This is a genomic window from Actinocatenispora rupis, assembly GCF_016861975.1.
Taxonomy (GTDB): domain Bacteria; phylum Actinomycetota; class Actinomycetes; order Mycobacteriales; family Micromonosporaceae; genus Actinocatenispora; species Actinocatenispora rupis.
Genome location: NZ_BOMB01000017.1, coordinates 102,154 through 128,819 on the forward strand (window position 1 = coordinate 102,154; position 26,666 = coordinate 128,819).

Annotated in this window: 23 protein-coding genes; 14 read left to right on the plus strand and 9 right to left on the minus strand. The window is 73.4% G+C overall.

Annotated features, from left to right (window positions below; translation table 11 throughout):
• The 3 genes from rfbA to Aru02nite_RS15310 are packed head-to-tail and all read left to right on the plus strand — an operon-like array spanning position 1 to position 3,355.
• Entirely contained in the window at positions 1-900 is a 900-nt protein-coding gene (gene rfbA, locus Aru02nite_RS15300; protein ID WP_203658187.1) for a glucose-1-phosphate thymidylyltransferase RfbA, read from the plus strand.
• Positions 897-1,889, plus strand: a complete 993-nt coding sequence (gene rfbB, locus Aru02nite_RS15305) for a dTDP-glucose 4,6-dehydratase (RefSeq protein ID WP_203658188.1) — start codon at positions 897-899, stop codon at positions 1,887-1,889. The genes rfbA and rfbB overlap by 4 nt, the downstream gene beginning before the upstream one ends.
• Positions 1,886-3,355 (plus strand): MFS transporter, encoded by a 1,470-nt coding sequence (locus tag Aru02nite_RS15310; RefSeq protein ID WP_203658189.1) that lies wholly within the window; start codon positions 1,886-1,888, stop codon positions 3,353-3,355. Before rfbB ends, Aru02nite_RS15310 begins: the two co-directional genes overlap by 4 nt.
• On the opposite strand, the gene Aru02nite_RS15315 is transcribed toward Aru02nite_RS15310, so the two are convergent.
• From Aru02nite_RS15315 to Aru02nite_RS15330, 4 genes are read right to left on the minus strand one after another with little or no spacing between them, the layout of a single operon-like run.
• Positions 3,279-4,586 (minus strand): enolase C-terminal domain-like protein, encoded by a 1,308-nt coding sequence (locus Aru02nite_RS15315; RefSeq protein ID WP_203658190.1) that lies wholly within the window; start codon positions 4,584-4,586, stop codon positions 3,279-3,281. The two genes, Aru02nite_RS15310 and Aru02nite_RS15315, sit on opposite strands and share 77 nt — an antisense overlap.
• A 12-nt stretch (positions 4,587-4,598) precedes the next feature.
• On the minus strand, positions 4,599-5,495 hold the full coding sequence (locus Aru02nite_RS15320) for an amidohydrolase family protein (protein ID WP_203658191.1): 897 nt from the start codon (positions 5,493-5,495) through the stop codon (positions 4,599-4,601).
• Positions 5,492-6,316: an SDR family NAD(P)-dependent oxidoreductase gene (locus Aru02nite_RS15325; RefSeq protein WP_203658192.1), complete on the minus strand. Its 825-nt coding sequence runs from the start codon at positions 6,314-6,316 to the stop codon at positions 5,492-5,494. Before Aru02nite_RS15325 ends, Aru02nite_RS15320 begins: the two co-directional genes overlap by 4 nt.
• Positions 6,313-7,341 (minus strand): LacI family DNA-binding transcriptional regulator, encoded by a 1,029-nt coding sequence (locus tag Aru02nite_RS15330; protein ID WP_203658193.1) that lies wholly within the window; start codon positions 7,339-7,341, stop codon positions 6,313-6,315. Before Aru02nite_RS15330 ends, Aru02nite_RS15325 begins: the two co-directional genes overlap by 4 nt.
• Before the next feature lie 324 nt (positions 7,342-7,665).
• On the opposite strand from Aru02nite_RS15330, the gene Aru02nite_RS15335 reads away from it, so the two are divergent.
• The 5 genes from Aru02nite_RS15335 to Aru02nite_RS15355 all read left to right on the plus strand — a co-directional run bounded on the left by Aru02nite_RS15335 (position 7,666) and on the right by Aru02nite_RS15355 (position 15,726).
• Positions 7,666-9,255 carry an ABC transporter substrate-binding protein gene (locus Aru02nite_RS15335; RefSeq protein ID WP_203658194.1) on the plus strand — a complete coding sequence of 530 codons (1,590 nt, stop codon included), beginning with the start codon at positions 7,666-7,668 and terminating at the stop codon, positions 9,253-9,255.
• A gap of 81 nt (positions 9,256-9,336) precedes the next feature.
• A complete protein-coding gene (locus Aru02nite_RS15340) occupies positions 9,337-10,278 on the plus strand; it encodes an ABC transporter permease (RefSeq protein WP_203658195.1) in 942 nt (313 codons plus the stop codon).
• Positions 10,275-12,206, plus strand: a complete 1,932-nt coding sequence (locus tag Aru02nite_RS15345; RefSeq protein WP_203658196.1) for a dipeptide/oligopeptide/nickel ABC transporter permease/ATP-binding protein — start codon at positions 10,275-10,277, stop codon at positions 12,204-12,206. Before Aru02nite_RS15340 ends, Aru02nite_RS15345 begins: the two co-directional genes overlap by 4 nt.
• Positions 12,203-13,084 (plus strand): ATP-binding cassette domain-containing protein, encoded by an 882-nt coding sequence (locus tag Aru02nite_RS15350; RefSeq protein ID WP_203658197.1) that lies wholly within the window; start codon positions 12,203-12,205, stop codon positions 13,082-13,084. Before Aru02nite_RS15345 ends, Aru02nite_RS15350 begins: the two co-directional genes overlap by 4 nt.
• On the plus strand, positions 13,084-15,726 hold the full coding sequence (locus Aru02nite_RS15355; protein WP_203658198.1) for a family 78 glycoside hydrolase catalytic domain: 2,643 nt from the start codon (positions 13,084-13,086) through the stop codon (positions 15,724-15,726). Before Aru02nite_RS15350 ends, Aru02nite_RS15355 begins: the two co-directional genes overlap by 1 nt.
• Here Aru02nite_RS15355 and Aru02nite_RS15360 read toward each other — a convergent pair.
• The 3 genes from Aru02nite_RS15360 to Aru02nite_RS15370 all read right to left on the minus strand — a co-directional run bounded on the left by Aru02nite_RS15360 (position 15,702) and on the right by Aru02nite_RS15370 (position 18,412).
• A complete protein-coding gene (locus Aru02nite_RS15360) occupies positions 15,702-16,340 on the minus strand; it encodes a dTDP-4-dehydrorhamnose 3,5-epimerase family protein (protein ID WP_275408644.1) in 639 nt (212 codons plus the stop codon). The genes Aru02nite_RS15355 and Aru02nite_RS15360 overlap by 25 nt on opposite strands.
• Positions 16,337-17,398 carry a hypothetical protein gene (locus tag Aru02nite_RS15365; protein WP_203658199.1) on the minus strand — a complete coding sequence of 354 codons (1,062 nt, stop codon included), beginning with the start codon at positions 17,396-17,398 and terminating at the stop codon, positions 16,337-16,339. Before Aru02nite_RS15365 ends, Aru02nite_RS15360 begins: the two co-directional genes overlap by 4 nt.
• A gap of 744 nt (positions 17,399-18,142) precedes the next feature.
• Positions 18,143-18,412 (minus strand): helix-turn-helix domain-containing protein, encoded by a 270-nt coding sequence (locus Aru02nite_RS15370; RefSeq protein ID WP_203658200.1) that lies wholly within the window; start codon positions 18,410-18,412, stop codon positions 18,143-18,145.
• A 194-nt stretch (positions 18,413-18,606) separates the two neighbouring features.
• On the opposite strand from Aru02nite_RS15370, the gene Aru02nite_RS15375 reads away from it, so the two are divergent.
• Positions 18,607-20,295, plus strand: coding sequence for a DUF885 domain-containing protein (locus Aru02nite_RS15375; protein ID WP_203658201.1), 1,689 nt, complete (start codon positions 18,607-18,609; stop codon positions 20,293-20,295).
• 24 nt (positions 20,296-20,319) lie between these two features.
• Positions 20,320-20,556, plus strand: coding sequence for an SDR family oxidoreductase (locus Aru02nite_RS37225; protein WP_275408648.1), 237 nt, complete (start codon positions 20,320-20,322; stop codon positions 20,554-20,556).
• Here Aru02nite_RS37225 and Aru02nite_RS15385 read toward each other — a convergent pair whose 3' ends face one another.
• Entirely contained in the window at positions 20,557-21,345 is a 789-nt protein-coding gene (locus Aru02nite_RS15385) for a COG4705 family protein (RefSeq protein WP_203658202.1), read from the minus strand. It abuts the gene before it with no gap.
• Between the two features lie 65 nt (positions 21,346-21,410).
• On the opposite strand from Aru02nite_RS15385, the gene Aru02nite_RS15390 reads away from it, so the two are divergent.
• Complete coding sequence (locus Aru02nite_RS15390) at positions 21,411-22,070, plus strand: response regulator transcription factor (RefSeq protein ID WP_203658203.1); 660 nt, start codon at positions 21,411-21,413, stop codon at positions 22,068-22,070.
• Positions 22,067-23,404: an ATP-binding protein gene (locus Aru02nite_RS15395; RefSeq protein WP_203658204.1), complete on the plus strand. Its 1,338-nt coding sequence runs from the start codon at positions 22,067-22,069 to the stop codon at positions 23,402-23,404. The genes Aru02nite_RS15390 and Aru02nite_RS15395 overlap by 4 nt, the downstream gene beginning before the upstream one ends.
• Positions 23,405-23,415: 11 nt before the next feature.
• On the opposite strand, the gene Aru02nite_RS15400 is transcribed toward Aru02nite_RS15395, so the two are convergent.
• Positions 23,416-23,952 carry a hypothetical protein gene (locus Aru02nite_RS15400; protein WP_239076706.1) on the minus strand — a complete coding sequence of 179 codons (537 nt, stop codon included), beginning with the start codon at positions 23,950-23,952 and terminating at the stop codon, positions 23,416-23,418.
• 885 nt (positions 23,953-24,837) lie between these two features.
• Between Aru02nite_RS15400 and Aru02nite_RS15405 the strand changes: the two genes are divergently transcribed.
• Positions 24,838-26,049 carry an FAD-dependent monooxygenase gene (locus Aru02nite_RS15405; protein WP_203658205.1) on the plus strand — a complete coding sequence of 404 codons (1,212 nt, stop codon included), beginning with the start codon at positions 24,838-24,840 and terminating at the stop codon, positions 26,047-26,049.
• A 4-nt stretch (positions 26,050-26,053) separates the two neighbouring features.
• Entirely contained in the window at positions 26,054-26,665 is a 612-nt protein-coding gene (locus tag Aru02nite_RS15410; RefSeq protein ID WP_203658206.1) for a TetR/AcrR family transcriptional regulator, read from the plus strand.
• The last annotated feature ends 1 nt before the right edge of the window (position 26,666 follow it).

The following is a 26,666-nucleotide window of genomic DNA, read 5'->3' on the forward strand; positions in this document are numbered from 1 at the left end:
GTGAAGGGAATCGTACTGGCGGGAGGCACCGGGACGCGGCTGCACCCGGTGACCCTGTCGATGTCGAAGCAACTCGTTCCGGTCTACAACAAGCCGATGATCTACTACCCGCTGTCGGTGCTCATGCTGGCCGGCATCCGGGAGATCCTGATCGTCACGACGCTGGAGGACATCACCGGGTTCCGGCGGCTGCTGGGCGACGGCGGGCAGTGGGGGCTGCGGCTGAGCTACGCGATCCAGTCCGCGCCGCGCGGCATCGCCGACGCGCTGATCGTCGGCGCCGACCACGTCGACGGCGAGCCGGTGGCACTCGTGTTGGGGGACAACATCTTCCACGGCCCCGGCATGTCCCGGCTGCTGCGCCGGGCCGTCGCCGAACTGACCGGCGCCGTCCTGTTCGGCTACCCGGTCGCCGACCCGCAGCGGTACGGCATCGCCGAGGTGGACGCCGACGGCGTGCTGCGCGGACTGGTGGAGAAGCCCGCGGAGCCGACCTCGAACCTCGCCGTCACCGGCCTCTACCTGTACGACGGGCGCGCGGTGGACATGGCGCTGCGGCTGACCCCGTCGGCGCGCGGCGAGCTGGAGATCACCGACCTGAACCGGTTGTACCTGGAGCTGGGGGAGGCGCGGGTGGTGAACCTGGGGCGCGGGTTCGCGTGGCTGGACGCGGGCACGCACGAGTCGCTGCTGGCGGCGAGCGAGTACGTGCGGACGTTGGAGGAACGGCAGGGCATCCGGATCGCGTGCCTGGAGGAGATCGCGCTGCGGATGGGGTTCATCAGCGCCGCGGACTGCTACCGGCTGGGCGAGCAGCTGGGCCGCACCGCGTACGGCCGGTACGTGATGGACGTGGCGAGCGCGGTGCAGCGGGCCGGCCTGCGGGAGGTCGTGCGATGAGGGTCCTGGTCACCGGCGGCGCCGGGTTCATCGGCTCGACCTACGTACGGAGCCTGCTCACCGGGCGGCTCACCGACGCCGTACCGGACGAGGTGGTGATACTGGACAGCTTCACGTACGCGGGGAACCGGGCGAACCTGGCGCCGGTGGCCGACGATCCGCGGCTGCGTGTGGTGGCCGGCGACATCGCGGACGTCGGCGCGGTCGAGGAGGTCATGGCCGGCACCGACACGGTCGTGCACTTCGCCGCGGAGTCCCATGTGGACAGATCGATCGCCGGCTCGGCGGAGTTCGTGCGTACCAACGTGGTCGGCACGCACTGCCTGCTGGCCGCGGCGCTGGCGGCCGGGGTGCGGCGCTTCGTGCACGTGTCCACCGACGAGGTGTACGGCTCGGTCGAGCACGGCGCGTGGCCCGAGACGCACCCGCTCGGACCGAACTCCCCGTACGCCGCGTCGAAGGCGGCCGCCGACCTGATCGCCCGCTCGTACTTCGTCACGCACAGGCTGCCGGTGCTGGTCACCCGCTGTTCCAACAACTACGGCCCGTACCAGCACCCGGAGAAGTTCGTCCCGATGGCGGTCTGCACGCTGCTCGGCGGCGGCACCGTCCCGCTGTACGGCGACGGCCGGCACGTCCGCGAGTGGCTGTACGTCGACGACCACTGCCGCGGCATCCAGCTCGTCGCCGAGCGCGGCCGCCCCGGCGAGATCTACAACATCGGCGGCGGCACCGCGCTGACCAACCGGGATCTGTTGGCACGACTGCTGATGGCGACCGGCGCCGGCTGGGACCGCGTCCGGTACGTGCCCGACCGCAAGGCCCACGACCGCCGGTACGCGCTGGACACCGGGAAGATCCGCCGGCTCGGGTACCGGCCGACGGTCGGGATGGAGGACGGCCTGGTCCGCACCCTCGACTGGTACGCTACGCACCGGCAGTGGTGGGAACCGTTGCGCGCCGGTACGTCGGTGGGGCAGCCGGGGTGAACCACCGGCGGCTCGTCGCGGCACTGTCCGGGCTGATCCTGGCGGTGTTCGTGGCGGGCCTGTCGAGCACCATCGTCGCGAACGCGCTGCCGGCGATCGTCCGCGACCTGCACGGCAGCGCCGCCGGGTACACCTGGATCGTCACCTCGTCGCTGCTCGCCGCCACCGCCAGCGGGCCGGTCTGGGGCAAGCTCGCCGACCGTACCCGGCGGAAACCGTTGGTACAGGCGGCGATCGCGTTGCTGGGGCTCGGTACGGCGCTGGCCGGGTTCGCCCCGGACACCGGCGTCCTGATCGCGCTGCGGGTGGTGGAGGGCGTCGGCGCGGGCGGCCTGGTGTCGCTGGCCCAGACGCTGATCGCGGCGCTCGTGGCCCCTCGCGAGCAGGGCCGCTACATGGCGTACTTCACCGCGGCCGGTGGTGTCGCGTCGATCGGCGCGCCACCGCTCGGCGGCCTGCTCGTCGGCACGCCGTACGTGGGGTGGCGGGCGTGCTTCTGGGTGGGCGTACCGGTCGCGGCGCTGGCGTACGTGCTGGTGCGGCGGACCCTGCACGAGCCGGGACACGCCCGCGGCACCGGTACCGTCGACTGGTGGGGCGCGCTGCTCATCCCGGGCGGCATTGCCGCGCTGCTGCTCTGGTTCGGCGTCGCCGGGCCGATGTCCGGGTGGCTGTCCTGGCCGAGTCTGGCGCTGCTCGCGGTGAGCGCCGCGCTCGTCGCCGCCGCCGTCCGGGTCGAACGCCGCGGCGCGGACCCGATCGTCCCGCCCCGCCTCGTACGCCGGCCGACGATGGTGCTGTCCCTCGTGGCCTGGGTCGCGGTCGGCGTACCGATGATCGCCGCGCCGGTGTTCCTCGCCCGCTACCTCCAGACCGCCCGCGGGTACGGTCCCGCCGGCTCCGGGCTGCTCACCGTACCGATGGTGCTGGCGGTCGTGGTGGCGACAGCGGTGTGCGGCCGGATCGTGCGCCGTACCGGACGGTGCCGGCCGCCGCTGGTCGTCGGCGCGAGCCTGCTCGTCGCCGGTCTGGCCCTGCTCGGCACGATCGGCGCGTCGACGCCGCTGCAGCTGGTCGCCGCCGGCACCGTCCTGGTCGGCCTCGGTACCGGCGCGTGCAGCCAGAACATCGTCGTCGTCGCGCTGCACTCGCTGGACCGCCGCGACCTCGGCGCCGGTACGGCCACGCTCACGTTCTTCCACCTGCTCGGCGGCGCCGCCGGCCTGTCCCTCCTCGGCTCCGTGTACGCGACGCGCACCGCCGCGGCGACGCCGCGCGCGTACGGATCGGCGACGGGGACGGTGTTCGCGGTGATGGCGGGGGTCGCGGTGGTGGCGCTCGTCGCGGTGTGCCTGCTCGGCCGTACGCCGCTGCCCGCGCGGGCACCGCTCAGCGGTCCGCCGCCCACACCGGCCCGTACGGGAAGGCGTGCGCGCGTACGGAGTCGGGACGCAGGGTGGAGCTGAAACCGGGGGCGGTCGGCGCCCGGTACCGGCCGGAGCGCACCACCACCGGGTCGACGAAGTGCTCGTGCAGGTGCTCGACGTGCTCGATCACCCGCCCGTCCAGGCTGCCGCTGACCGCGACGTAGTCGAACATCGCCAGGTGCTGTACCAGTTCGCAGAGGCCGACGCCGCCGCCGTGCGGGCACACCGGTACTCCGAAGCGCGCGGCGAGCAGCAGGTTGGCGACGTTCTCGTTGACGCCGGCGACCCGGGTCGCGTCGATCTGCAGGATGTCGACGGCCTTCGCCTGGAGCAGTTGCTTGGCCACGACGCGGTTGGCGAGGTGTTCGCCGGTGGCGATCCGGATCGGGGCGACGGCCCGCGCGATGGCCGCGTGCGCCAGTACGTCGTCCGGGCTGGTGGGCTCCTCCACCCACGCCGGATCGAACTCGGACAGCGCCTGGATCCACCGGATCGCGGTACCGGTGTCCCAGCGCTGGTTGGCGTCCACGGCGATCCGTACGTCGCGGCCGCAGGTGCTGCGCGCCAGCCCGAGCCGGCGTACGTCGTCGGCCAGGTCCGCGCCGACCTTCAGCTTCAGGTGCGTGAACCCGCTGTCCATCGCCTCCCGGCACAGGCGCGCGAGCTTCGCGTCGTCGTACCCGAGCCAGCCGGGGCTGGTGGTGTAGGCGGGATAGCCGTCGGCGAGCAGCCGCGCGGTCCGCTCGGCGCGCCCCGGTACGGCGGCCCGCAGGATGTCCAGCGCCTGGTCCCGGTCGAGTACGTCGGTGAGGTAGCGGAAGTCGACCAGGTCGACGATCTGCTCCGGCGTGAGTTCCGCGAGCAGCCGCCACAGCGGCTTCCCGGCGCGCTTGGCCTTCAGGTCCCACAGGGCGTTGACGACCGCGCCGATCGCCATGTGCATGACGCCCTTCTCCGGCCCCAGCCACCGGAACTGCGAGTCGTGCACGAGGCGCCGGGAGAGCGCGGCCATGTCCGCCAGGGTGTCGGCCAGCGGCAGCCCCACCACCAGCGGTGCCAGCGCCGCGATCGCCGCGGTCTGCACGTCGTTGCCGCGCCCGATCGTGAACACGTACCCGTGGCCCTCGTACCCGTCGTCGGCGTCGGTGTGCACGACGACGTGCGCGGCCGAGTAGTCCGGGTCGGGGTTCATCGCGTCGGACCCGTCGAGCCACCGTGACGTCGGGAACCGCAGGTCGTGGGTGTCCAGGCGGACGATCGTCGTACTCATCGGTGGTTCCCTTCAGCCGGTGGCGTCGCCGATCCGGTAGGTACGGCTGGCCGTGCCGCGCAGCAGCTGGTCGCGCTCGTGCGGCCGGTAGGCGCCCGTCATCGCGTCGTACGAGCGCCACAGCGCCCGGTATCCGGTACTGAGCCGGTCGACCGGGAAGTTGCTGCCGAACATGCACCGGTCGGGTCCGAACGCCGCGACCGCGTCGTCCACGACCGGCCGCAGTACGCGCAGGTCCCAGTCCGGGGAGACGAACCGCAGCCCCGAGATCTTCAGTACCGAGCGCGGTACCTCGCGGGCGAAGCGGCGCAGCCCGGCGCGCCACCCGTCGCGATCCGCCGGGTCGGTGGGCGGCAGCCCAGTGTGTTCGAGGACGACGGTCAGCTCGGGGCGGGCCCGGCACACCGCGGTCGCCTGCGCCAGCTGGTGCGGCCACACCTGCAGGTCGAAGCTGAGTCCGCGGGCGGCCAGCCGGTCCAGCCCGGCGCCGAACCGGTCGTCGTCCAGCAGGTTGTCCCGCGGCACGTCGGCGCGCACCGAGCCCGGGTCGTACCAGGCCTGCTGCCGGATCCCCCGGAACATCCCGTACTCCTGGTGCCGGTCCAGCACGTCGTCGAGGTCCGGCGCGCGCAGGTCGGCGTACCCGACGCAGACGGTGGGGACGCCAGAACCGTTGCGTACCAACGAATCCAGCCACGCCGTTTCGAGTACCGGATCGAGGGTGTGGTCGAGCTCGGCCTGGACGTGGACGACGCCGGCCAGGTCCACGCCGTCGGTGTCGCGCCGCCAGTCCGCCACCAGGTAGTCGTGCCGGAGCGCGGCGCTGCCGTCGTCACCCAGCCACGGGTACCGGAACCGCGACAGGTCCCACAGGTGCATGTGGGCGTCCACCACGGCGCCCGGCGTCATGACCGGAAACCGTAGCTGCTGCGCCCGTCCGGGCTCATCGACACCAGCCCGCCGTCCACGAGCACGTCCGTGCCGGTGACGTACGACGCGGCCGGCGAGGCGAGGAAGCCGATGACGCTCGCCACCTCGGCCGGCTCGCCGCAGCGGTCGAGCGGGCAGGCGCCGCCCCACACCGGCTCCCACCGCTCCCGGTCGCCGTCGGCCGCGCGGTCCAGCACCTCGGTCCAGATGTACCCGGGGCTGACGCTGTTCACGCGGATGCCGTCCGGGGCCAGGTCGAGCGCCTGGCACCGGGTCAGCTCCAGCACCCCACCCTTGCTCGCGTTGTACGTCCAGCGGCCGGCCTGCGAGATGTGGCCCGAGATGCTGGCGACGTTGACGACGGCGGGGGAGGTCGATCGCGCGAGTGCCTTGACGGCGGCGGCGACCAGCCGGGCCGGGGCGAGCAGGTTGACGTCCAGGGTGCGCTGCCACTGCTCGTCGGTCGCGTCGACGCCGGCGAGCAGGAACACCGCCGCGTTGTTGACGAGTACGTCGAGGGCGCCGTCCGGGCCCGCGGCGGCCGCGACCAGCTCGTCGGCGGCGCCGTCGGCGGTGATGTCGGCGACCACGGTGGTCAGCCGGCCGGCCGAGCCGTCCAGGCTCCTTTCGACGGTACGGAGGCCGTCGGCGTTGACGTCGACGCCCGTGACGTACGCGCCCTCGGCGACGAACTGCCGGGCGGTGGCGGCCCCGATCCCGCTGCCCGCGCCGGTGACCAGGACGTACCGTCCGGCGAAACGGTCGGGGACCACCGCCGGGGCGGTGCTGCTGGCGCTCATCCGTGGCTCCCTTCTGCCGCGGGACCGGCCGCCGCGTACGCCGGGCTCGGGCGGGCCGTGCTCGTCCGAGCCACCAGCGTCGGCGTCAGCCGTACCTGACGGGGTGAGCTGCTCTGGTGTCGCAGCAACCGGGCGGCCTCCCGGCCCTTGTCCGGCAGCGACTGGTTGACGGAGGTCAGCTCCATGTACCCGGCGGCCGGGATGTCGTCGTGCCCGGTGACGAGCACGTCCTCCGGGCACCGGACCCCGGCCGCCCGCAGCTCCACCAGCAGCCCGAACGCCAGTTCGTCGCTGGCGCAGGCGATCGCGTCGGGCAGGCCGCCCCGGGCGAGCAGGTCCCGGGCGTGCCGCCGGCCGTTGTCCGCGTCCGGGAACCGGACGTCCACGGTGGGGCGGGCGGCGATGCCGTGCTCCGCGCAGGCCCGTTCGAACGCCTGGGCCCGTTCGGTCAGGCTCGACATCCCGCGGTACCCGCCGACGAACACCGCCGTACGGGCGCCGCGGTCCCGGAGGTGCTCGACCACCTGCCGCATCCCCGAATCCTGGTCGGTACCGACGAAGTCGACGTCGGTCAGCGCGTACCGGTCGAGCTGGACGGTCGGGACGCGCAGGGCGGCGGCCCGCAGCGCCGGCGCGCTGTGTTCGCGGTGGACGGGGCAGACGAGCAGCCCGTCGACCCGGCGCCGGAGCAGCGTGTCGAGCCGCCGCGCCTCGACCGCCACGTCGTTGTCGGCGTCGCACAGCACCACGTCGACGGCGGCCAGCGCCAGCTCGTGCTCGGCGGCCCGGATGACGGCGGGGAAGATCGGGTTCTCGATGTCCGGGACGAGGATCCCGACGGACTGGGAGGATCGGTTGCGGAGGGCGGCGGCGAGCCCGTCCGGGTGGTACCCGAGCTTCTTGCAGGCACGTTCGACGGCGGCGCGTTTGGCGGGGACGACCCGCGTCGCGCCGGTCAGGACGCGGCTGACCGTCGAGGCGGAGACCCCGGCCTCGCGGGCCACGTCCTTCATCGTCACCTGCACGGCGCACCCCGTCTGCACACGATTTCAAGAACTTGACTCTACCGCGGGTGACACTCTCCGGAAACCTGTTGCGTACACAGAGTTCATGTGGGACAGTCGCGGGTGAACACGATTTCAGATCGTGTCCGCACCACCCCAGAGGTCGTGAAGCTGATCGCCCGTTTCCGGCGGCGCCTCCCGTCCCCCCACTTGGCTGCCACGTCCGATTCGGACCGTCGCTCCACGCCGGCCAGGGAGGATGGAAGGACCACTTTCGGTTCGCAACGACAACGCCTCCAGCAGGCGGAGGATCCCAGCGCGGATCTGACCGAAGGATCGGTAGCGATGAGCGATCATGATGGCGCCCAGGGGCCCGCACCCCGCAGTACGTCGGGACTGTCCCGTCGCACGTTCACCGTCGGCGTACTGATGACCGCCGGTGGCCTGGCCGTCGGCGGCTGCGACTTCGGCGGCGGGGGCGGCGGCAGCAGTTCGAGTACACCGTCCGGCGCACTGGACGTCGGGGAGACGTCCGCACCGACGAGCATCGACCCGACCAAGGGCGGTGGCGAGTCGAAGACGTTCTTCGAGCCCGCCTACGATCCGCTCATCTACCTGGCCGGTGACGGCAGCCTGAAGCCGCGGCTGGCGACGTCGTGGAAGTACCTCGACTCGACGAACCGGTCGTTCGAGATGACCCTGCGCAAGGGGGTCGTGTTCAGCGACGGCGCGCCGTTGAACGCCGCCGCGGTCAAGGCCAACATCGAGTACGCGAAGTCGGCGGGGACGCAGGTCTCGCCGTTCATGACGACGATCTCGACGGTCAGCGCGGTCGACGACCACACGGTGCAACTGCACCTGTCGGAGTCGCACCCGCTGCTGCCGTTGCTGTTCTCCCAGCAGTACTTCGCGGGCAACATGATCAGCCCCAAGGCCATCGCGACGCCCGACAAGCTCGCCAAGAACACGTACGGGGCCGGTCAGTACGTGCTGTCCAGCGGGCAGACGACCACCGGCGACCACTACACGTACGTGAAGAACGGCAAGTACTGGCAGCCCGGCCAGGTGCAGTACGAGAAGGTGGTCGTGAAGGTCCTGCCGAACGAGAACACCGCGCTGGCGGCGTTGAAGACCGGCCAGGTCGACGCGGTGCACGGCAGCTACGCGATCGCCGACGCGGCGAAGTCGGCCAGCCTGACGGTCGCGGCGAGCCCGAGCATCGTGATGGGCATCCAGCTCAACGACCGGGGCGGCACGCTGAGCCGGCCGCTCGCCGACGTCCGGGTACGCCAGGCGCTCAACTACGCGGTGGACCGGGCGAAGCTCGCCAAGGCGCTGTTCGGGCAGTACGGGATCGCGACGGAGCAGCCGGCGGCGCCGGGGCAGGACGGGTACAACGACTCGACGGTCTACCACTACGATCCGGCGCAGGCCAGGCATCTGCTCTCCGCCGCCGGGTACGCGGGCGGGTTCACGCTGCCGGTCGTGATCTCCAGCGGCAACCCGTACGGCACGAACCTGTTGCAGGCCATGGGCGAGCAGTTCGCCAAGGTCGGGGTGAAGCTGTCGATCCAGACGAAGGTGCAGGCGCAGTTCTTCCCCAGCCTGGACAAGTACCCGGCGTCGATCATGGGGTGGGGTGTCGCGCCGATCTACTTCATGGGCCGCAACCTGTGGCTGCGCGACGCGGTGGGCATGAATCCCTTCCACAGCACCGATCCCACCGTCGAACGGCTCGACCGGCAGGCGACCGCGGCGCACGGGGAGGCGCAGGCGAGCCTGGACCGGCAGATCGTACGGCGGCTGGTGGACCTGGCCTGGTTCGTACCGGTGGTGCTGAGCCCGCAGTTCCTGTTCACCCGTACCAGCGTGCACACCGGTGCCGAGAAGGGCGAACCGCTGCCCTCGGTGTACGCGTGGCAGCACTCCGGCTGACGCGGCCGGCGCCCCGGCACGGCGAGCGCCCCGCGCGGTGCGACCGGACGCGCGCCGCGTGGGGCGACGGGAGGTGGAAGCATGTGGCGGTTCATCGGCCGGCGTCTGCTCGTCTCCGCGCTGCTGGTGTTCGTCGTGTCGTTCCTGACGTTCCTGTTGCAGGCGGTGACGCCGGGCGACACCGCGCGGATGATCCTCGGGTACAACTACACGCCCGAGGCGTACCACGAGCTGCGGGCGCGGCTGGGCCTGGACCAGCCGGTCCTCGTGCAGTACGTGCACTGGCTCGGCAACGCGCTGCACGGTGACCTCGGCACCTCGCCCATCAGCGGGGTGTCGGTCGCCTCGGAGATCCTCAAGCGGCTGCCGGTCACCCTGTCGCTGGTGGTACTCGCCACCGCGGTCACCGCGCTGGTCGGCGTCGGCCTCGGCGTACTCGGTGCGGTGCGGGGTCGCGGCACCGCCCGGCTCGTCGACGTGCTCTCCCTCGGCGGGTACGCGCTGCCGAACTTCTGGCTCGCCCTGGTCCTGGTGACCGTGTTCGCCGTGACGATCCCGCTGCTGCCCGCCACCGGGTACGTCCCGCTGTCGAGCGGTCCGGGCAGGTGGCTCGCGTACCTGATCCTGCCGGTGACGACGCTGGTGTTGCAGGGGGTCGCGGTGTTCGCCCGGCACACCCGCGACTCGATGCGCGACGTACTGTCCCGCGACTTCGTGACGATGCTGCGGGCCAACGGCATCCCCGAGCGGTCCATCGTGTTCCGGCACGCGCTGCGCAACGCGGCGATCCCGACCGTCACCGTCGCCGGGCTGACGTTCATCGGGCTGTTCAGCGGCACCGTGTTCATCGAGAGCGTGTTCGCGATGCCCGGGCTCGGCGGGCTGGCCGTCCAGGCGACGACCAGTCACGACCTGCCCACCATCCAGGGCGTCGTCGTCGTGTTCACCGTCATCGTGGTACTGGTCAACCTGGCCGTCGACCTGGCGTACGGGTGGCTGAACCCGAAGGTGCGTGTGTCGTGACCGCGCTGGAGGAGTCGGCCGCCGGTGCCGCGCGTACCGCACGCCCCGGCCGGGCTGCGCACCCGCACGGCGCCTGGCGTACGGCGCTGGCGCGGCCGCTCGGCCGGGTGGCCGTCGCGTACCTGGCGCTGCTGGTGGTGTGCTCGGCGCTGGCGCCGGTGCTCGCGCCGTACCGGCCGACCGCGACCGACCTGGACCACATCCTGTCGCTGCCCAGCGGAGCCCACCCGCTCGGTACCGACGCGCTCGGCCGCGACGTGCTGAGCCGCCTGCTGTACGGCGGGCGTACCAGCCTGGTGGACGCGGCGCTCGCGGTCGGCGTCGGGATGGCCGTGGCGCTGGCCGCCGGGCTGCTCGCCGGCTACTTCGGCGGCTGGCTGGACCGCGGGTTCACCTGGCTGGTCGACGTCATGCTCGCGATCCCGGTGATCGTCACGCTGCTCGCGGTCCTCGCCGTCATCGGCAACTCGATGAGCGCGGCGATGATCGCGCTCGGCGTTCTCGTCGCGCCCGGCATCGCCCGCGTCGTCCGCGGCGCCACCCTCGCGGTACGCAACGAGCTGTACATCTCGGCGGCCCGGGTCAGCGGCCTCCCGCACCGGCACATCGTCGTACGGCACGTGCTGCCGCGCGTCGCCGGTCCCGTACTCGTGCAGGCGTCGCTGCTGGCCGGCGGGGCGCTGCTGATGGACGCCGGCCTGAGCTACCTGGGGCTCGGCGCCCGCCCGCCGGCACCCACCTGGGGCAACATGATCTCCGAGGCGGCCGGCGTGATCGACCGGCAACCGTGGCTGCTCGTACCGCCGGGTGTGGTGCTGGGGTTGGCGATCCTGGCGTTCGGGTTGCTCGGCGACGTGCTGCGGGACACCAGCGCGGAGCGTACGACACGCCGGCTGGCGCCGGCGCGACCAGTACCCGTCACCGGGCGGAAGGTGGTCGAGCCGACGACCGCGCTGCTGTCCGCCCGCAACGTCACCATCTCCGTACCCGGGCCGGATGCGCCGGTACGCGTGGTGGAGGGCCTCGACCTCGACATCGGGCCGGGGGAGTGCGTCGGGCTGGTCGGCGAAACCGGGTGCGGCAAGACGATCACCGCCCGGTCCGTACTCGGCCTGCTACCGCCCGGCGCGGCCGTCACGGCCGGCAGCATCCGCTTCGACGGCGTCGACCTGGCGACGGCGTCGCGCGCGACTCTCACCGGGCTGCGCGGTACGCGGATCGCCATGGTGTTCCAGGATCCCGGTACCAGCCTGGATCCGGTCGTGACGGCGGGCCGGCACGTCGCCGAACTCGTCCGCCGGCACCACGGCGGATCCCGCGCCCGGGTACGCGCGCGCACGATGGAGCTGCTGCGGTCGGTCGGCTTCCCCGAGCCGGAGCAGGTCGCCGGCCGGTACCCGCACCAGCTGTCCGGCGGGATGGCTCAGCGGGTCGCGATCGCGATGGCGCTGGCCGGCGAGCCCCGGCTGCTGATCGCCGACGAGCCGACCACCGCGCTCGACGTCACCGTGCAGGCCGGCATCCTCGGCCTGCTGCGGGATCTCCAGCGCGACAACGACATGGCGATCCTGCTGATCAGCCACGACCTGCGGATCATCGCCACGATGTGCGACCGCGCGTACGTCATGTACGCCGGGCACGTGGTGGAGTCCGGTGACGTGGCCGGGATGTTCCGCAACCCGGCGCACCCGTACACGGACGGGTTGCTGCGGTCGGCGCCGCGCCGGGCCACGCCGGGCGAACACCTCACCGCGATCCCCGGTACGGTCCCGCCGCCGGGGTCGTGGCCGGTCGGCTGCCACTTTGCGGCGCGCTGCCTGCTGGCGACCGACGAGTGCCGCGCCGCGCCGGTACCGGTCGCGCGGTTGCGTCCGCCGCGGCGTACCCGGTGCCTGCACTTCGACGAACTCTCCGGGGGGCGCGCATGACCGGCCCGCTGCTCGACATCCGCGACCTGCGTGTCCGGTTCCCTGGCCGGGTGCGGGGCCGGCGTACGGTCGTCACCGCCGTCGACGGGGTCAGCCTGTCCGTGGACGAGGGCGAGACGCTGGGCCTGGTGGGGGAGTCCGGATCCGGCAAGTCGACCATCGGCAACGCCGTACTCGGGCTGGTGCGGCCCACCTCCGGCAGCGTCTGGTTCCGCGGCGAGAACATCTCGCGGCTCCCGCCGGGGCGCCGCCGGGAACTCGGGCGGGTCATCCAGGTCGTGTTCCAGGACCCGTACAGCTCGCTGAACCCGTCCCGGACCATCGGGCAGACGCTCGGCGAACCGCTCCGGCACGCGCACCGGCTCCCGCGGCGCGTCGCGGACGCCCGGGTACGCGACATGCTGCGGCAGGTGGGCCTGCCCGCCGACGCGGTCGGGCGCTACCCGGCGGAGTTCTCCGGCGGCCAGCGCCAGCGCATCGCGATCGCCCGCGCGTTCGTCCTCGAACCGCGGCTGGTGGTGTGCGACGAGCCGACCAGCGCGCTCGACCTGTCCGTCCAGGCGCAGATCCTCAACCTGCTGCTGGACCTGCAACGCGAGCACGGCATGAGCTACCTGTTCATCTCGCACGACATCGACGTCGTCCGGCACATGTCCCACCGGATCGCGGTACTCCTCGGCGGCCGGCTGGTCGAGCAGGGCCGCGCCGCCACCGTCACGCGTACGCCGCGGCACCCGTACACGCGGTCGCTGCTCGGGGCCGTGCTGCCGGTCGTGGACCCCGGCGACCCGACCGTCGCCAACCCGGAGACGGTACGGACGACGCTGCCGCCGCCGGCCCCGGGTACGGTCGCGGACGCCGCGTGGGGGAGCGGCTGATGCGTCCCGGCGCGGCGTACGTCACGGCGCCGAGCGGGTTGCGGGTGGAACACCTGGACGAACCGCTCGGCCTGACCACGCCGGCGCCGCGGCTGTCCTGGCAGCTGCCCCCGGGTACGCGACGGCAGCTCGGCTACCGGATCGTCGCCGGGGACTGGGATTCCGGGCGGGTCACCTCGCCGCAGTCGCTGCTGGTGCCGTACGCGGGGCCGGCGCTGCGGTCGGGCCAGCGCGTCGACTGGACCGTACGGGTGTGGACGGACGCCGGCGTGAGCGGCTGGGCACCGCCGGGCTGGTGGGAGACGGGGCTGCTCGACCCGGACGCGTGGACCGCCCGCTGGATCGGGCCGCCGGACCCCGGCCCCGAGCCGCATCCGGTGTGGTACCTGGCCGGCGGGTGCGACCTGGCCGCCGTACCCGACCGGGCCCGGTTGTACGTGACCGCGTACGGCGTCTACGAGTTCTTCGTGAACGGGGCCAGGGTCGGCGACGCGGAACTGACGCCCGGCTTCACCAGTTACGGCACGCGCCTCCAGGTCCAGACGTACGACGTGACGGCGTTGCTGCGGCCGGGGCGCAACCGGCTCGGCGCCGTACTGTCCGGCGGCTGGGTCGGCTGGGCGCCGCTGTACGCGGGGCTTCCGCTCGGCCTGCTCGCGCAGCTCGACGCGACCGGCCCGGACGGCAGCACCACGCTGGCGCGTACCGGGGCGGACTGGCGGGTGGCCACCGGGCCGGTCCGGTCCGCGGAGCTGCGCCAGGGCCAGGTGACCGACCTGCGCCGGGACACCGGGCCGTGGCGCGCGGTCGCCGTACGCGACGTCGATCCGGTGCGGTTGAGCGCATCCCCGGCCCCACCGGTACGCCGGGTCGAGGTGCTGCGCCCGGTGGCGACGTGGCGTCCGCGCCCGGACCGGCAGGTCGTCGACTTCGGCCAGAACCTCAACGGCTGGGTACGGCTCGCCGACCTCGGCCCCGCCGGTACCCGGACGACGCTGCTGCACGGGGAGGCGCTGGACGCCGCCGGTGACGTGACCGTCGACCACCTGTGGGGCGCCGCCGCGCACGAACGCGGACCGTTCCAGCGCGACGTGGTGGTCTCCGCCGGCCACCCCGGCGACCGGTACGAACCGCGCCACGCCACGCACGGCTTCCGGTACGTGCGGATCGAGGGGCGCTGCGCCGAGGTCGCCGCCGACGACGTGGAAGCCGTGGTCGTGCACACCGACCTGCGGCGTACCGGCTGGTTCGAGTGCAGCGACCCGCGGCTCGACCGGCTGCACGAGGCGGTCGTGTGGAGCCTGCGCGGCAACGTGTGCGACGTCCCGACCGACTGTCCCACCAGGGAACGCGCCGGCTGGACCGGCGACTGGCAGGTCATCCTGCCCACCGCCGCCTACCTGTACGACGTCGCCGGGTTCGGTACCAAGTGGTTGCGGGACCTGGCGGCCGACCAGCGCCCGGACGGGCTGGTGCGGCACTGCGCGCCGGAGTTCCTGCCGCTGGGCATGCACGTGGCGGCGAACATCCCGCCGGGCTGCGCCGGGTTCGCCGACGCCGCCGTCATCGTGCCCTGGGAGCTGTACCGGGCGTACGGCGACCGGGAGCTGCTCGCCGAGCAGTGGGAGTCGATGACCTCGTGGGTGGAGTACGCCGCGGCGGTGGCGCGGCACCGCCGGCACCCGGACCGCGCCGCCCGCCGCCCGGAGCCCGCCCCGTACGAGGAGTTCCTGTGGGACACGGGCTTCCACTGGGGCGAGTGGCGCGAGCCCGACTCCCCGTCCGACCCCGCGGGCGAGCGTGCGTTCGTCGCCGCGCTCGCCACCGCCGACCACGGCAGCCTCGCCACCGCGTACCTGCACCGGTCGGCGTCGCTGCTGGCCCGCGCCGCCGCCGTACTCGGCCGCGACCCCGCCCGGTACGCCGGGCTCGCCGACGCCACCCGGTACGCCTGGCAGCAGGAGTTCCTGCGGCCCGACGGCACCGTCACCCCGGACCGGCAGGCCACGTACGTGCGGGCGCTGGCGTTCGGGCTGGTGCCGGAGGCGCTGCGGGCGGACGCCACCCGGCACCTGGTCCGCGCCGTACGCCGGGCCGGCACGCACCTCGGCACCGGCTTCCTCGCCACGCCGTACCTGCTGCCGGTGCTCGCCGACCACGGTGCCCTCGACCTCGCGTACGAGCTGCTGCTGGCCGAGACACCGCCGTCGTGGCTGGCGATGCTCGACCGGGGCGCGACGACCATGTGGGAACACTGGGACGGCGTCGACGACCACGGCGTCGCGCACGGCTCCCTCAACCACTACAGCAAGGGCGCCGTGGCCACCTTCCTGCACCGGTACGTGGCCGGCATCCGCCCGGTGGACGGTGCGCCGGCGTACCGCAGGTTCCGGGTGGAGCCGTGCCCCGGCGGCGGGCTCACCTCCGCGCGCGGCGTCCTCGACTGCCCGTACGGGCGGATCGAGTCGGCGTGGCGTGCCGACGGCGACCGGTTCGACCTCGCGGTGACGGTGCCACCCGGTACCTCGTGCACGGTGCGGCTGCCGGACGGCACCGCCGCCGACCTGGCGCCCGGCCGTACCGAGCTGGGCTGCCGGCTCGGGTCACCGCGGCCGGTTCACGCCTCGCGCAGCGCCTCGTAGCGGCGCCGGCAGTCGGCCATCCGCGGCAGCAGGCCGGACCGGAGCGCCTCGTCCAGGGTCGGCGCCGCCGCGTCCTTCGCCGACAGCAGCGGCGCCACCTGCGGCCACGGCAGGCCGAGCGCCGGGTCCAGCGGGTCGACGCCGTGCTCGTGCGCCGGGTCGTACCCGGTGGAGCACAGGTAGGTGAGCACCGTGCCGTCCGCCAGGGACAGGAACGCGTGCCCGAGACCCTCCGCCACGTACAGCGCGCGCCGGTTGCCGGCGGTGAGTTCGACCGCGTCGTGCGTACCGAACGACGGCGAGCCGACCCGCAGGTCCACGACGACGTCGAGCACCGAACCCCGGCTGCAGAACACGAACTTCGCCTGCCCCGGCGGCGTGTCCGCGAAGTGCACGCCGCGGATCGTGCCGCGCCGCGACACGCTCTGGTTGACCTGCGCCAGCGTCAGCGGATGCCCGACCGCCGCGGCCACCACCGCCGCCTGGTACGGCGCGTGGAAGCTCCCCCGGTCGTCCGGGTACGCCGTCGGCGTGAACACGTACGCGTCCGTCACGCGCATCGGGTGCACCTCGGTGTCGCCGACCCGTACCGGCCGGTCGTCGGTCGTGGTCATGACGGCGTCTCCGGCGCACCCACGTACGGCGTGGCGCGCGTGGCGTCGTCCACCGCGCTCGCCAGCAACGCCCGCGCCGTACGCAGGGCCGCCGCGGCCTCCGCCGTCGTGACGTGGTTCCCGGCGTGGTGCAGGGTGCGCGCCCGCCGCCGCAACCGTTCGACATGCACGAAGCGGTCGCCGAACTGGGCGGTGAGTACCTGGGCGCAGGTGCGCGCGTCGTCCGCCGTCGGGCCCGGCGCCAGCCCCTGCACCCGCAGCAGCGCCCGCCCCACCAGCGCCACCGCCTCCGCGATCAGCCAGAACGCGGCGTCCGGGAACGCCGCCTCGGTCGTCTCGGCCGCCTGCAGGTGCCGGTCCGCGAACGCGAACAGGGTACGGCTGTCCACCGCGGTGGTCGGCGCGAGTTCGAGCCGGCCGGAGGCGAGCAGGTCGGCGATGAGCGCCTGCGCCGGCCGGAACGCCGCCGTCGGAGCCGCCGGTTCCGGGGCGGCCACCGCGCGGCGCCGCTGCCGGGGCACGGCGGGGCCGGGCGGGACCTGCCGTGACAGGTCCCGCCCGACCGGCGCCGGGTCCGCGACGCCGCGCAGCGACACCGGCCGTCTCAGCCGGTACTCGATCCGCCGCACCGCGCGGTCGAGCGCGTCGCGGTCGACCGCCCCCGTACTGGTCAGCGTCACCTGCACGACGTCCGGGAACTCGCCGGGCGTACCGGAGCGGCGCTGCCGCCACGGGCCGCCGACGACCGCCCGGTGCACGCCGCGTACCCGGGACAGTTCGGCGCGCACGACCTCGGGCACGCCGTACGTCTGGAGCATCAGCTCGGTCAGCGGCGCGACCAGCGGCGAGGCGGTCGCGGCCTGGAACAGCCGCATGGCGCCGTCCGCGCGGTCGACGAGCACGTGCATCTCCAGCAGCGGCCGGATCTCCTTGTGTACGGCCGTGACGCTGCACCGCACCCGCCGCGCCAGCTGGGACAGGCTGAACCACTCGTCCGGGTTGAGCAGCGCGGTCGCCAGGATCGCCGCCTGCACCCGCGAACGCAGAATCGGCAACAACGCCGGCGGACCCTGCCGTTCGGTACCACCGGCCCCGCGTACGCGATGGTTCCGGTGCGATTCCTGATGCCGTACGTCGGCGGCGCGGTTCAGCCGGTCCGGTGGTAGACCGAGCGCCAGGGAGAGCCATTGCCGGTATTCGGCGCGCGGTATCTGACCCCGTTCCCACCGGGCCACGAGTCCCCGTGTCACGGTGTGCCGACTGGATACGACGGCGAGCTGCTCGGCCAACTTTGCCTGGCTGAGGCCGCGGCTCCGGCGAACGGCCCGAATCACGTCCGCGACCGTCTCGGATTCGTACTGACCGGGCTCCTCGGACACTATTTCCCCCGTCCCTCAGAATGGACAACCCACGGCGTGCTGCGGACCGGCGCGCGACGCGTTGTCCGCCCGGAACGACAGTGCGCCAATGGCGGCAAACGCGCGATTTCGTCCGCGAGCGGTACGCAACCGGGCATTACTGGTACGGCGGGGAAGAATAGGTCTTAAGCGGCGACCTGGCAGCCGGGGTCTGGGGCATGGTCGCAGCTCGGTGGGCGGTGCCGGACCTTCACGGCCGCCCGTTGGTACGCCACGGTGGTGGAGCCTCCGTTCTTGTCACTGCCGTTGACACCCCCGATTTGCCACGACACCACCGCCGGGCTCCGCAGATCGCACACGGACACCAATGGTGGCTCGATCGTCCCCCGTCGCGGTGATTCCCGGAAGACCTCAAAAATTGAGGCCCCCCAGCCGGGTATGACGTCAGTCACCGAATCGGTCGCGGTATCGCGCAACCGCCGCGGCGGCGGCCAGCGTGCTCACGGAAACGTCGAGTACGGCGGCCAGAAAAGGTAACCAGGAAGGCCCGACTATGACACGCTCGTGTTCCCAGTCGCTCACCCGTTTACGACTGAGTGAACGACCGGAATCGGCGGCGAGTCGGCGGGCGAGTGCGGCCTGCGAGAGACCGAGCTCCTGCCGACGCCGGGATATGAGCCGTCCGACCGACTCGTCGGCAGCGACCATCGTCACCGCCGGTACGGAACTGCGTCAGACATACCACCAGGATCGCTCAGAGCGGTCGTGCCGTCTACTTTTCGGGCACCGGTCGGTCGCCAAGTGAGACCGGACACCGGCACCCGCGGGACCACGGAACCGTCGTACCGCCCGCGTACGCTCGCGGCGCCCGGCGCGTGTGCGGGCCGTGTGACGAGGGAGAGATGCCGATGTCCGAGGCCAGTGCCGAGCTGGACAGGATCGCCACCGCCTACTTCGCGGAGTACCTGGCGCACGACCCGATCAGCGCCACGACGCTCGGCATGGTCGACCATCTCGGCGACGTGACCGACCCGTCCCGTGCCGCGTCCGCCCGGCACGTCGCGGCGCTGCGCGGGCTCGCGGACCGGCTCGCCACCGTGGACCGCGCGGCGCTCACCGGCACCGACCGCACCACGTACGCGGTGCTGGTCCGGCGGTTGGCCGACGAGCGCGCCGCCGAGACCGCCGGGCTGTCCGAGGTCAGCGTGTCCGCGAGCGTGGCCGGCACGCTGTCGATGATCCTGTCGACCGTGCCGCGCGTCGCGCTGGGCGACGCGGACCGGGCCGAGGCGTACCTGCGGCGGCTGGGTGGGCTGGGCGGCTACTTCGACGCGGTCCGCGAGCGGCACGTGGCAGCCGCGCGGGACGGCCGGTACCCGACGGCCACGGGGATCCGGCAGGCCGTCCGGCAGCTCGACGACTACCTGGCCGGCGGGCCCGCCGACGACCCGCTGCTGCGTCCCACACCGACCGGCGGGCTCGACGCCGAACGGTGGCGCTCCCGGGCGGAAGACGTTGCCACGACGGCGATCCGGCCCGCCCTGCGCCGGTTGCGTACGACCCTGGTCGAGGAGCTGCTGCCGGGCGCGCGCGACGATCGGCACGTCGGCGTCTGCCACGTACCGGGCGGCGCCGCGGGGTACGACGCGATGGTCCGGCTCTACACGACGACGGGCATGTCCGCGGACGGCATCCACCGGGCCGGGCTCGACCTGCTGGCCACACTGCGCGACGAGATCACCGCCGCCGGCGCGCGGGCGCTGGGCACGACCGACCTCGCCGGCACGTTCCGGCGGCTCCGCGAGGATCCCGCGCTGCGCTGCGACAGCGCCGCACAGATCACCGGGCGCACCGCCGCCGCGTACGAGCGGGCGCTCGCGGCGCTGCCGGACCGGTTCCGGGCGTACCCGGTGCCGACGTGCACGATCGACGAGATGGAGCCGATCCAGGCCCGCGGCGGCATCGCGGCGTACTACATGTGGCCGTCTGTGGACGGACAGCGGCCGGGATCGCTGTGGGTCAACACCGACCGGCCGCGCGAGCGCAGCCGCACCGCGTACGAGGTGCTGACGTTCCACGAGGGGGTGCCGGGGCACCACCTGCAGGCGGCGGTGAGCCGTGGCCTCGCGCTGCCCGACTTCCGCCGGTACCGGCGGTGCGCCGCGCACTCCGAGGGCTGGGGGCTGTACGTCGAACATCTCGCCGACGAGATGGGCCTGTACAGCACCGACGTGGACCGGCTCGGGATGCTGTCCAGCGCCGCGTGGCGGGCGGCCCGGCTCGTCGTCGACACCGGGCTGCACCACCACGGCTGGTCGCGCGACCGGGCCGTCGAGTTCATGCGGGACAACACGGCGCTGCCGCTGATCGAGATCGACAACGAGATCGACCGGTACGTCGCGGCGCCGGGCCAGGCGCTGGCGTACATGATCGGGCGGGTCCGGATCGACGAGCTGCGGGAGCGGGCGCAGCGGCGGCTCGGCTACGCGTTCGACATCCGCGACTTCCACCACGTCCTGCTCGCCGAGGGGTCGGTGCCGCTGGACACCATGGCGGACCTGGTCGACGACTGGGTCACGCGCGCCGGCACGCCCTGACGCGTCCCGGGGCTGATCGACACGATCCCGCCACCAGGACCGGTACGAGGCAGGCGATCTCGGGAGCCGAGCGGGGATCGCGGCACCGACGAGCGGACCGCGGAGACGTTGCTCGCCGCGGGCAGCCCGCTCGGGGTGCCGTGGATCGATCCGGCCGACATCGCACCGGTCGTGGCGTTCCTGGCGTCGGACCAGGCGCGCATGGTGAGCGGCGCGTCGTTCGCCGTCACGGCGGGGGACAGCGCGCACATCACCGCCTGATCAGGTCGTACGGTCCTGGTCCCGGCGGCTGAGCGTCAGGTACGCGACGAGGAGCAGGATCGCGCCGAGGAACACGCCGCTGGTGGCGACGGTGCCGAGCCCGAGCCCGCCGCCGTGCCGCGGCTGGGACAGGAAGTCGCCGAGCGACGCACCGAGCGGCCGGGTCAGCACGTACGCGATCCAGAACGTGACGACCGCGTTGGCGCGGGCACCGTACCGGGCGACCGCGACGACGGCGATGAGTCCGGCGAACAGCACCGCGGACACCCAGTACCCGAGGTCGAGGCGTTCGGCGGTGAGGTCACCGGCGGCGGTGCCGAGGGCGAAGGTGAACAGGATCGCCAGCCAGTAGAACGCCTCCCGCCGTACGGTGCGGATGCTGTGGATCGACAGGGTCCGCTCCACCGCGTACCAGACGGCGAAGGTGGCGGCGAGCGCGACGGCGAACACCGCCGTGGTGAGGACGAGGGAGACGCCGAGGTTGTCGGTGAGGTTGTCGGTGATCAGGGTGCCGACGACGCTGATGAGCACGACGGTCAGCCAGTACACGACCGGAACGTACCGGCGGACCAGGAACTGGACGACCAGGACGACGACGAACAGTGCGGTCATCAGCAGCGTCGTGGCGGTCAGGCCCAGTCCCACGTTGTCGTTGAGCAGGTCGGCCGCGGTCTCGCCGACGGTGGTGCACAGCACCTTGATGATCCAGAAGTACAGGGTCACCTGCGGGACCTTGCTCAGGGCGGCGCGCGCGGTGCCGGCGCCGTGTCGTTCGGAGGTCACAGTCATGCGGGGCACGCTGGCACGGCCGGCCTGAACGCAACCTGACCGCGTGGCCCGGTGATACTGGCCGGATGACGGGCCATCGGGTACTGGTCGTCGAGGACGACCACGGGCTGCGCGACGTCCTCGCCCGCGGGCTGCGCGACGAACGGTTCGACGTCGTCACCGCCGCGGACGGGGCCGGCGCGCTGCGTACGGTGGACGGTCGGGTCGACGCCGCCGTCCTCGACATCGGGCTGCCCGACGCCGACGGCCGCGACGTGTGCGCGGCGATGCGCGCCGACGGGCTGGACCTGCCCGTGGTGTTCCTGACCGCCCGCGACACGCTGCCCGACCGGCTGTCCGGCTTCTCCGCCGGCGGCGACGACTACCTGCCCAAGCCGTTCCACGTCGCGGAACTGGCGGCGCGGATCCGGGCCGCGCTGCGACGGTCCGGCCGTACGGCGGGGATCGCGGTCGACGGGCTGCGCCTCGACCCGGTCCGGCACGAGGTCCGTACCGGTGGGGTCGCGGTGCCGCTGACGCCCACCGAGTTCCGGTTGCTGGCCTGTCTGATGGCCGAACCCGGCGCCGCGGTACGCCGGCACGCGCTCGTCGCCGCGGGCTGGCCGGCCGGCGCGCAGGTCAGCGCGAACACGCTCGACCAGTACCTGCTTCGGTTGCGGCGCAAGGTGAACGACCTCGGCGCGCGGATCGACACGGTACGCGGCGTCGGGTACCGGTTCCGGTGAGGGCGACGACGCTGCGCGGCCGGCTCGCCCTCGTCGTACTCGGGGCCACGGCGGTGTGGTTGACGGTGCTCGCCGTGGCGTTCAACGTGGCGCTGGCGGCCCGGCTGCGCGGCCAGGCCGACGAGCTGCTGCGGACCCGGGCCACGGCCGTCGCCGCGACCGTACAGGCCGGCGCGGACGGGCGCCTCACCGTACGCGAACCGGCGGACGACGCGGCGCTGGACGTCGGAATCTGGATATACCAGGGATCCGCGGCGATCGAACGACCACCGGCCAGCGACGGTACGCGCCGCGCCGCGGACCGGCTCGCCGGCCACCACGGCGGGTACGCCGACACCACGGGCGAGCACCCCGCCCGGCTGTACGCGCTGCCCGTGTCGGCCGGTGGCCGGCAGGTCGGCACCGTCGTCGCGTTCGTCGCGCTGGCACCGTACGCGGGCACGGCGCACGCCGCGCTGGTCGGCTCCGTCGGACTGGCGCTGTTCGCCCTCACCGGCGCGTACCTGATGACGCGAGCCGCGGTGGGTCGCGCGCTGCGCCCCGTGCACCGGATGAGCGCGCAGGCGGCGCGGTGGAGCACCGACGCGGCGCCGCGCCGGTTCGGTACCGCCCGCCGACCGGCCGAGCTGACCGACCTGGCCGGCAACCTCGACCAGCTGCTCGACGCCCTCGCCGCGGCGCTGCGTCACGAGCAGCGGCTCACCGCCGAACTGTCGCACGAACTGCGTACGCCGCTCGCGCGGATCATCGCCGAGACGGACTGGCTCACCGCGCGACCCCGTACCGGCACCGAACAGGCGGCGGCGCACACCGCGATCGGCGACAGCGCCGCCGCCATGTGGCGCATCTGCGACACCCTGCTCACCGACGCGCGCGCCCGCACCGTACGTGGCCGGGACCGGTGCGACACCGCCGCCGTGGCACGCGAACTCGCCGCCGAACTCCGCCCCGCCCTGCCGCCGACCACCGTCACCGGTGCCGCGAACGCCGGCGTACCAACGGAACTGCTGCGCCGCATCCTCGCCCCGCTCCTCGACAACGCCACCCGGTACGCCCGCTCACGCGTCACCGTCGCCTGCGCGTACGACTCCGGCCGCTGCACGCTGACCGTCACCGACGACGGACCCGGCATTCCCGGTACGGTCGGCGCGGCGGTGTTCGAGCCGGGCCGCCGCGCCGATCCGGCGGACGGGCACCCCGGCGCCGGCCTCGGACTCGCCCTCGCGCGCCGGCTGGCCCGCGCCGCCGACGGTGACCTCACCCTCGCCGATCCGGGTGGCCGCAACGGTTCCGGCGCGACCTTCGTGATCACCCTGCCCGCCGCCGACGGGTGAGCAGAGCGCGCTCAGTGGAGCAGGGCCTTGAGGAGGATCATCGCCGCGCCGAACGCTCCCGTGACGGCCGCCGAACCGAGGCGTTCGAGCCGGCTGAGCCGCCCACCGCGGCCGATCTCCCAACCCGCCACGCACAACAGCAACGTACTGACGCCCAGCGCCGCGAGTACCGCGACGGTCACGTACACGCCGAGCAGGCCGAGGACCGCGAGTACCGCGAGGGGGATGGCGGACGCCGTGACGATCTCCCACCGTGCGGTCAGCTCGCGCCGGATGTCCGGCCAGCCGAGTCGCCGGCCGGTGTGGATCCGTTCGGCGACGAGACGCGCGTAGCGTTCGGCCGCCCAGTACACGACGAGGGTGACGAGGACCGTGACGATCACGGTGATCACGGACGCGCCGTGCGAGGTCGCCATCACGGCCGAACTGACGATCACGCCGTACACGCCGTCGGCGGTGCGGCCCTGCGACGCGCCGGTGATCTGCCGGCCCGCCCACGACTGCGCGGGTTCGCCGCCCGGTGACCCGTGCTCGGCCTGGCGCGTCACCGCGACCACCGCCCCGCCGCGCGGCGTCCGATGGGCTTGTCGTGGGGCGACGCCGGTGCGCGCGGATGGCTCAGTGGAGCCGGATCCGTCGACCCGCGGTGTCCGCGGGGCTCGTCGTGGGGCGACGCCGGTGCGCGCGGATGGCTCAGTGGAGCCGGATCCGTCGACCCGCGGCGTGCCTCGGCGTTCGCACCGGAAGGGCACCCGGTCCGTACGGTATAAGCCACGGGCGACCCCCTTCGTCGCGCCGCCGACCGCTGCGGACGGTCGGCACTCCGCGGCCGGGGGAGAGTGGTAGATCCCGTTCGGCGCAACGGATGCACTCTCCGACGCTACGCCTGCCGGGGCCGCCCGGGGGATCGCCGAACGAACGCCCGGCCCTGCCCGTCCGGCGGCCCCGGGTACCGTCCCGCGGCGTTCGGCACGCTCTGCCCGGAACGTCCGCCTCCTCCCGTACCGGGGCGCGACGTGCCGACCGCCACCCGTGGCGGCACAGAGCCGCGACCGGTCGATCGCCGGTGTTGCGCGCGTACATGATCAGGATCTCGGCGAGCCGGTCGTCGTCGGTCGCCCGTGCCGGCGACGGGCCGAACCCCGGGCCAGGGCTCGTCCGGGCTGGCCGCGAGGCGTTCGATGCAGGCGGCGGCGCGGTCGAGCGCCGCGCCGATGGTCGGGTTCGGTTCCGCGGCGGGTGGCCCGGTCTCGTCGGTCACGTCGTGCCCCCTGTGCTGTCGCGCCCGCGCTGGGCGGTTCCCCGTGATTGCAGGCCACCGCACGTTTCCCGGTGGTGCACGAACCGAGGCTAAAACGGGTCACTAGCCAAAGTGGTACAGTGACCCGAAAGGGCTGACGACCCGAATTTGGGTCGGGCGAGGGGAGAGGGCGATGACGAGGACGGCACTGGTGTCCGGGGCGAGCATCGCCGGGCCCGCGCTGGCGTACTGGCTGAACCGGTACGGCTTCGCGGTCACGGTGGTGGAGAAGGCGCCTGCGGTCCGCGGCGGCGGGTACCCGATCGACGTGCGCGGCACCGCGGTCGAGGTGATCCGCCGGATGGGCCGGTACGAGCAGCTGCGCGCGGCGCACCTGCACATGGGTCGGATGACGTTCCTGCGCGACGACGGCCGGCGCGTCACCTCGGTACGGCTGGACCGGCTCGGCGGCGCCGGCGGCGGCGACACCGAACTGCCCCGCGGCGCGCTCACCGAGCTGCTGTACGAGGCGGTCCGGGACGACGTCGACCTCCGGTTCGGTGACTCGATCGCCGAACTGGACGACCGCGCGGGCGGCGTCGGCGTACGGTTCGCGAGCGGCGACGCGGCCGAGTACGACGTGGTGCTGGCGGCGGACGGGCTGCACTCGACCACCCGGCGGCTGGTGTTCGGCCCGGAGGAACGGTTCCACCGGTACCTCGGGCACTGCTTCGCCGGGTTCGAGATGCCGAACCGTCTCGGGCTGGACCGCGAGGGTGTGATCAGCACGGCGCCGGGGCGTACGGCGGTGCTCTACGCGGCGGGGAATCCCGACCGGGTGCACGCGTTCCTGAGTTTCGGGCGCGCCGAGCCGCCGTACGGAGCGTTCGCCGATCCGGCGGCACAGCGCGAGCTGGTCGCGTCGGTGTTCGCGGGCGGCGGCTGGGAGGTGCCGCGGATGATCGCCGCGATGCGTACCGCGGACGACCTGTTCTTCGACGTGGTGAGCCAGATCCGGATGCCGGCCTGGTCGCGGGGGCGGGTCGCGCTGGTCGGCGACGCGGCGTACGCGCCGTCGTTCCTGTCCGGGCAGGGGTCGAGCATCGCGCTGGTCGGGGCGTACCTGCTCGCCGGCGAGCTGGCGGCGACGAGCGACCACCGCGCCGCGTTCGCCGCGTACGAGCAGCGGATGCGGCCGTTCGCCGAGGCGAACCAGGCGCTCGCGGACGGCGGCGGGGTGGCCGTCGCGCCCGCGACCCGGCGCGGCGTGTGGCTGCGCCACCAGACGATGCGTGCCGCGCCGCTGCTCGCCCGGCTGGGCGGTCTCGGCGGCCGGGTCACCCGCGTCAAGTCCGCCCTCGTACTCCCGGGCTATGCGGCCGACGGTGCGGTCCGCTCGGGCTGAGACCATGGACGGCGTGGGCGGCCTGCGCGAACGGAAGAAGAACAAACTGCGGCAGTCGGTGCAGCGGGAGGCGTTCCGGCTGTTCGACGAGCACGGGTACGCGGCGACGACGGTCGAACAGATCGCCGCCGCCGCCGAGATCTCCACCACGACCTTCTACCGGTACTACTCGTCGAAGGAGGACGTCGTCCTCGCCGGTGGCGGCGAACCGCTCGACGGCGCCGAGGACCTCCTCGCCGAACTCACCGCCGCGACCGACGTCACCGCGGCGCTGCGGTCGGTGGTACGCCGGTCCGTGGCCGCCATGGCGGCCGACCGTACCGGGATGCTCGCCCGGTACACGCTGATCTTCTCCGTACCGGAGCTGTGGGCGGCGTTCCAGCGGCACCAGCACGAGGGTCGTGGCGAGGCGGCCGTACTGCTCGGGCGGTGGCTGCACGCCGAACCGGACTCGTACCCGGTGCGGCTCGCGGTCGCCGCGTTCGGGGCCGCCGTCACCGAGACCCTCCGGTACTGGACGGACCACGACGGCGAGCCGGAACTCGGCGACCTGCTGGACGAGATGATCACCCGGCTGTCGCCGCTGCTCAGCCCCGCGAACGAAGGGCGGGGCTGAG

Excerpts from the sequence above, each read along its gene's own strand:
- rfbB (WP_203658188.1), top strand. The coding sequence starts at position 897 with ATGAGGGTCCTGGTCACCGGCGGCGCCGGGTTCATCGGCTCGACCTAC.
- Aru02nite_RS15335 (WP_203658194.1), top strand. The coding sequence starts at position 7,666 with ATGAGCGATCATGATGGCGCCCAGGGGCCCGCACCCCGCAGTACGTCG.
- Aru02nite_RS15360 (WP_275408644.1), bottom strand. The coding sequence starts at position 16,340 with ATGACCACGACCGACGACCGGCCGGTACGGGTCGGCGACACCGAGGTG.
- Aru02nite_RS15355 (WP_203658198.1), top strand. The coding sequence starts at position 13,084 with ATGCGTCCCGGCGCGGCGTACGTCACGGCGCCGAGCGGGTTGCGGGTG.
- Aru02nite_RS15410 (WP_203658206.1), top strand. The coding sequence starts at position 26,054 with ATGGACGGCGTGGGCGGCCTGCGCGAACGGAAGAAGAACAAACTGCGG.
- Aru02nite_RS15325 (WP_203658192.1), bottom strand. The coding sequence starts at position 6,316 with ATGAGCGCCAGCAGCACCGCCCCGGCGGTGGTCCCCGACCGTTTCGCC.
- Aru02nite_RS15315 (WP_203658190.1), bottom strand. The coding sequence starts at position 4,586 with ATGAGTACGACGATCGTCCGCCTGGACACCCACGACCTGCGGTTCCCG.
- Aru02nite_RS15320 (WP_203658191.1), bottom strand. The coding sequence starts at position 5,495 with ATGACGCCGGGCGCCGTGGTGGACGCCCACATGCACCTGTGGGACCTG.
- Aru02nite_RS15350 (WP_203658197.1), top strand. The coding sequence starts at position 12,203 with ATGACCGGCCCGCTGCTCGACATCCGCGACCTGCGTGTCCGGTTCCCT.
- Aru02nite_RS15340 (WP_203658195.1), top strand. The coding sequence starts at position 9,337 with ATGTGGCGGTTCATCGGCCGGCGTCTGCTCGTCTCCGCGCTGCTGGTG.
- Aru02nite_RS15405 (WP_203658205.1), top strand. The coding sequence starts at position 24,838 with ATGACGAGGACGGCACTGGTGTCCGGGGCGAGCATCGCCGGGCCCGCG.
- Aru02nite_RS15390 (WP_203658203.1), top strand. The coding sequence starts at position 21,411 with ATGACGGGCCATCGGGTACTGGTCGTCGAGGACGACCACGGGCTGCGC.
- Aru02nite_RS15385 (WP_203658202.1), bottom strand. The coding sequence starts at position 21,345 with ATGACTGTGACCTCCGAACGACACGGCGCCGGCACCGCGCGCGCCGCC.
- Aru02nite_RS15375 (WP_203658201.1), top strand. The coding sequence starts at position 18,607 with ATGTCCGAGGCCAGTGCCGAGCTGGACAGGATCGCCACCGCCTACTTC.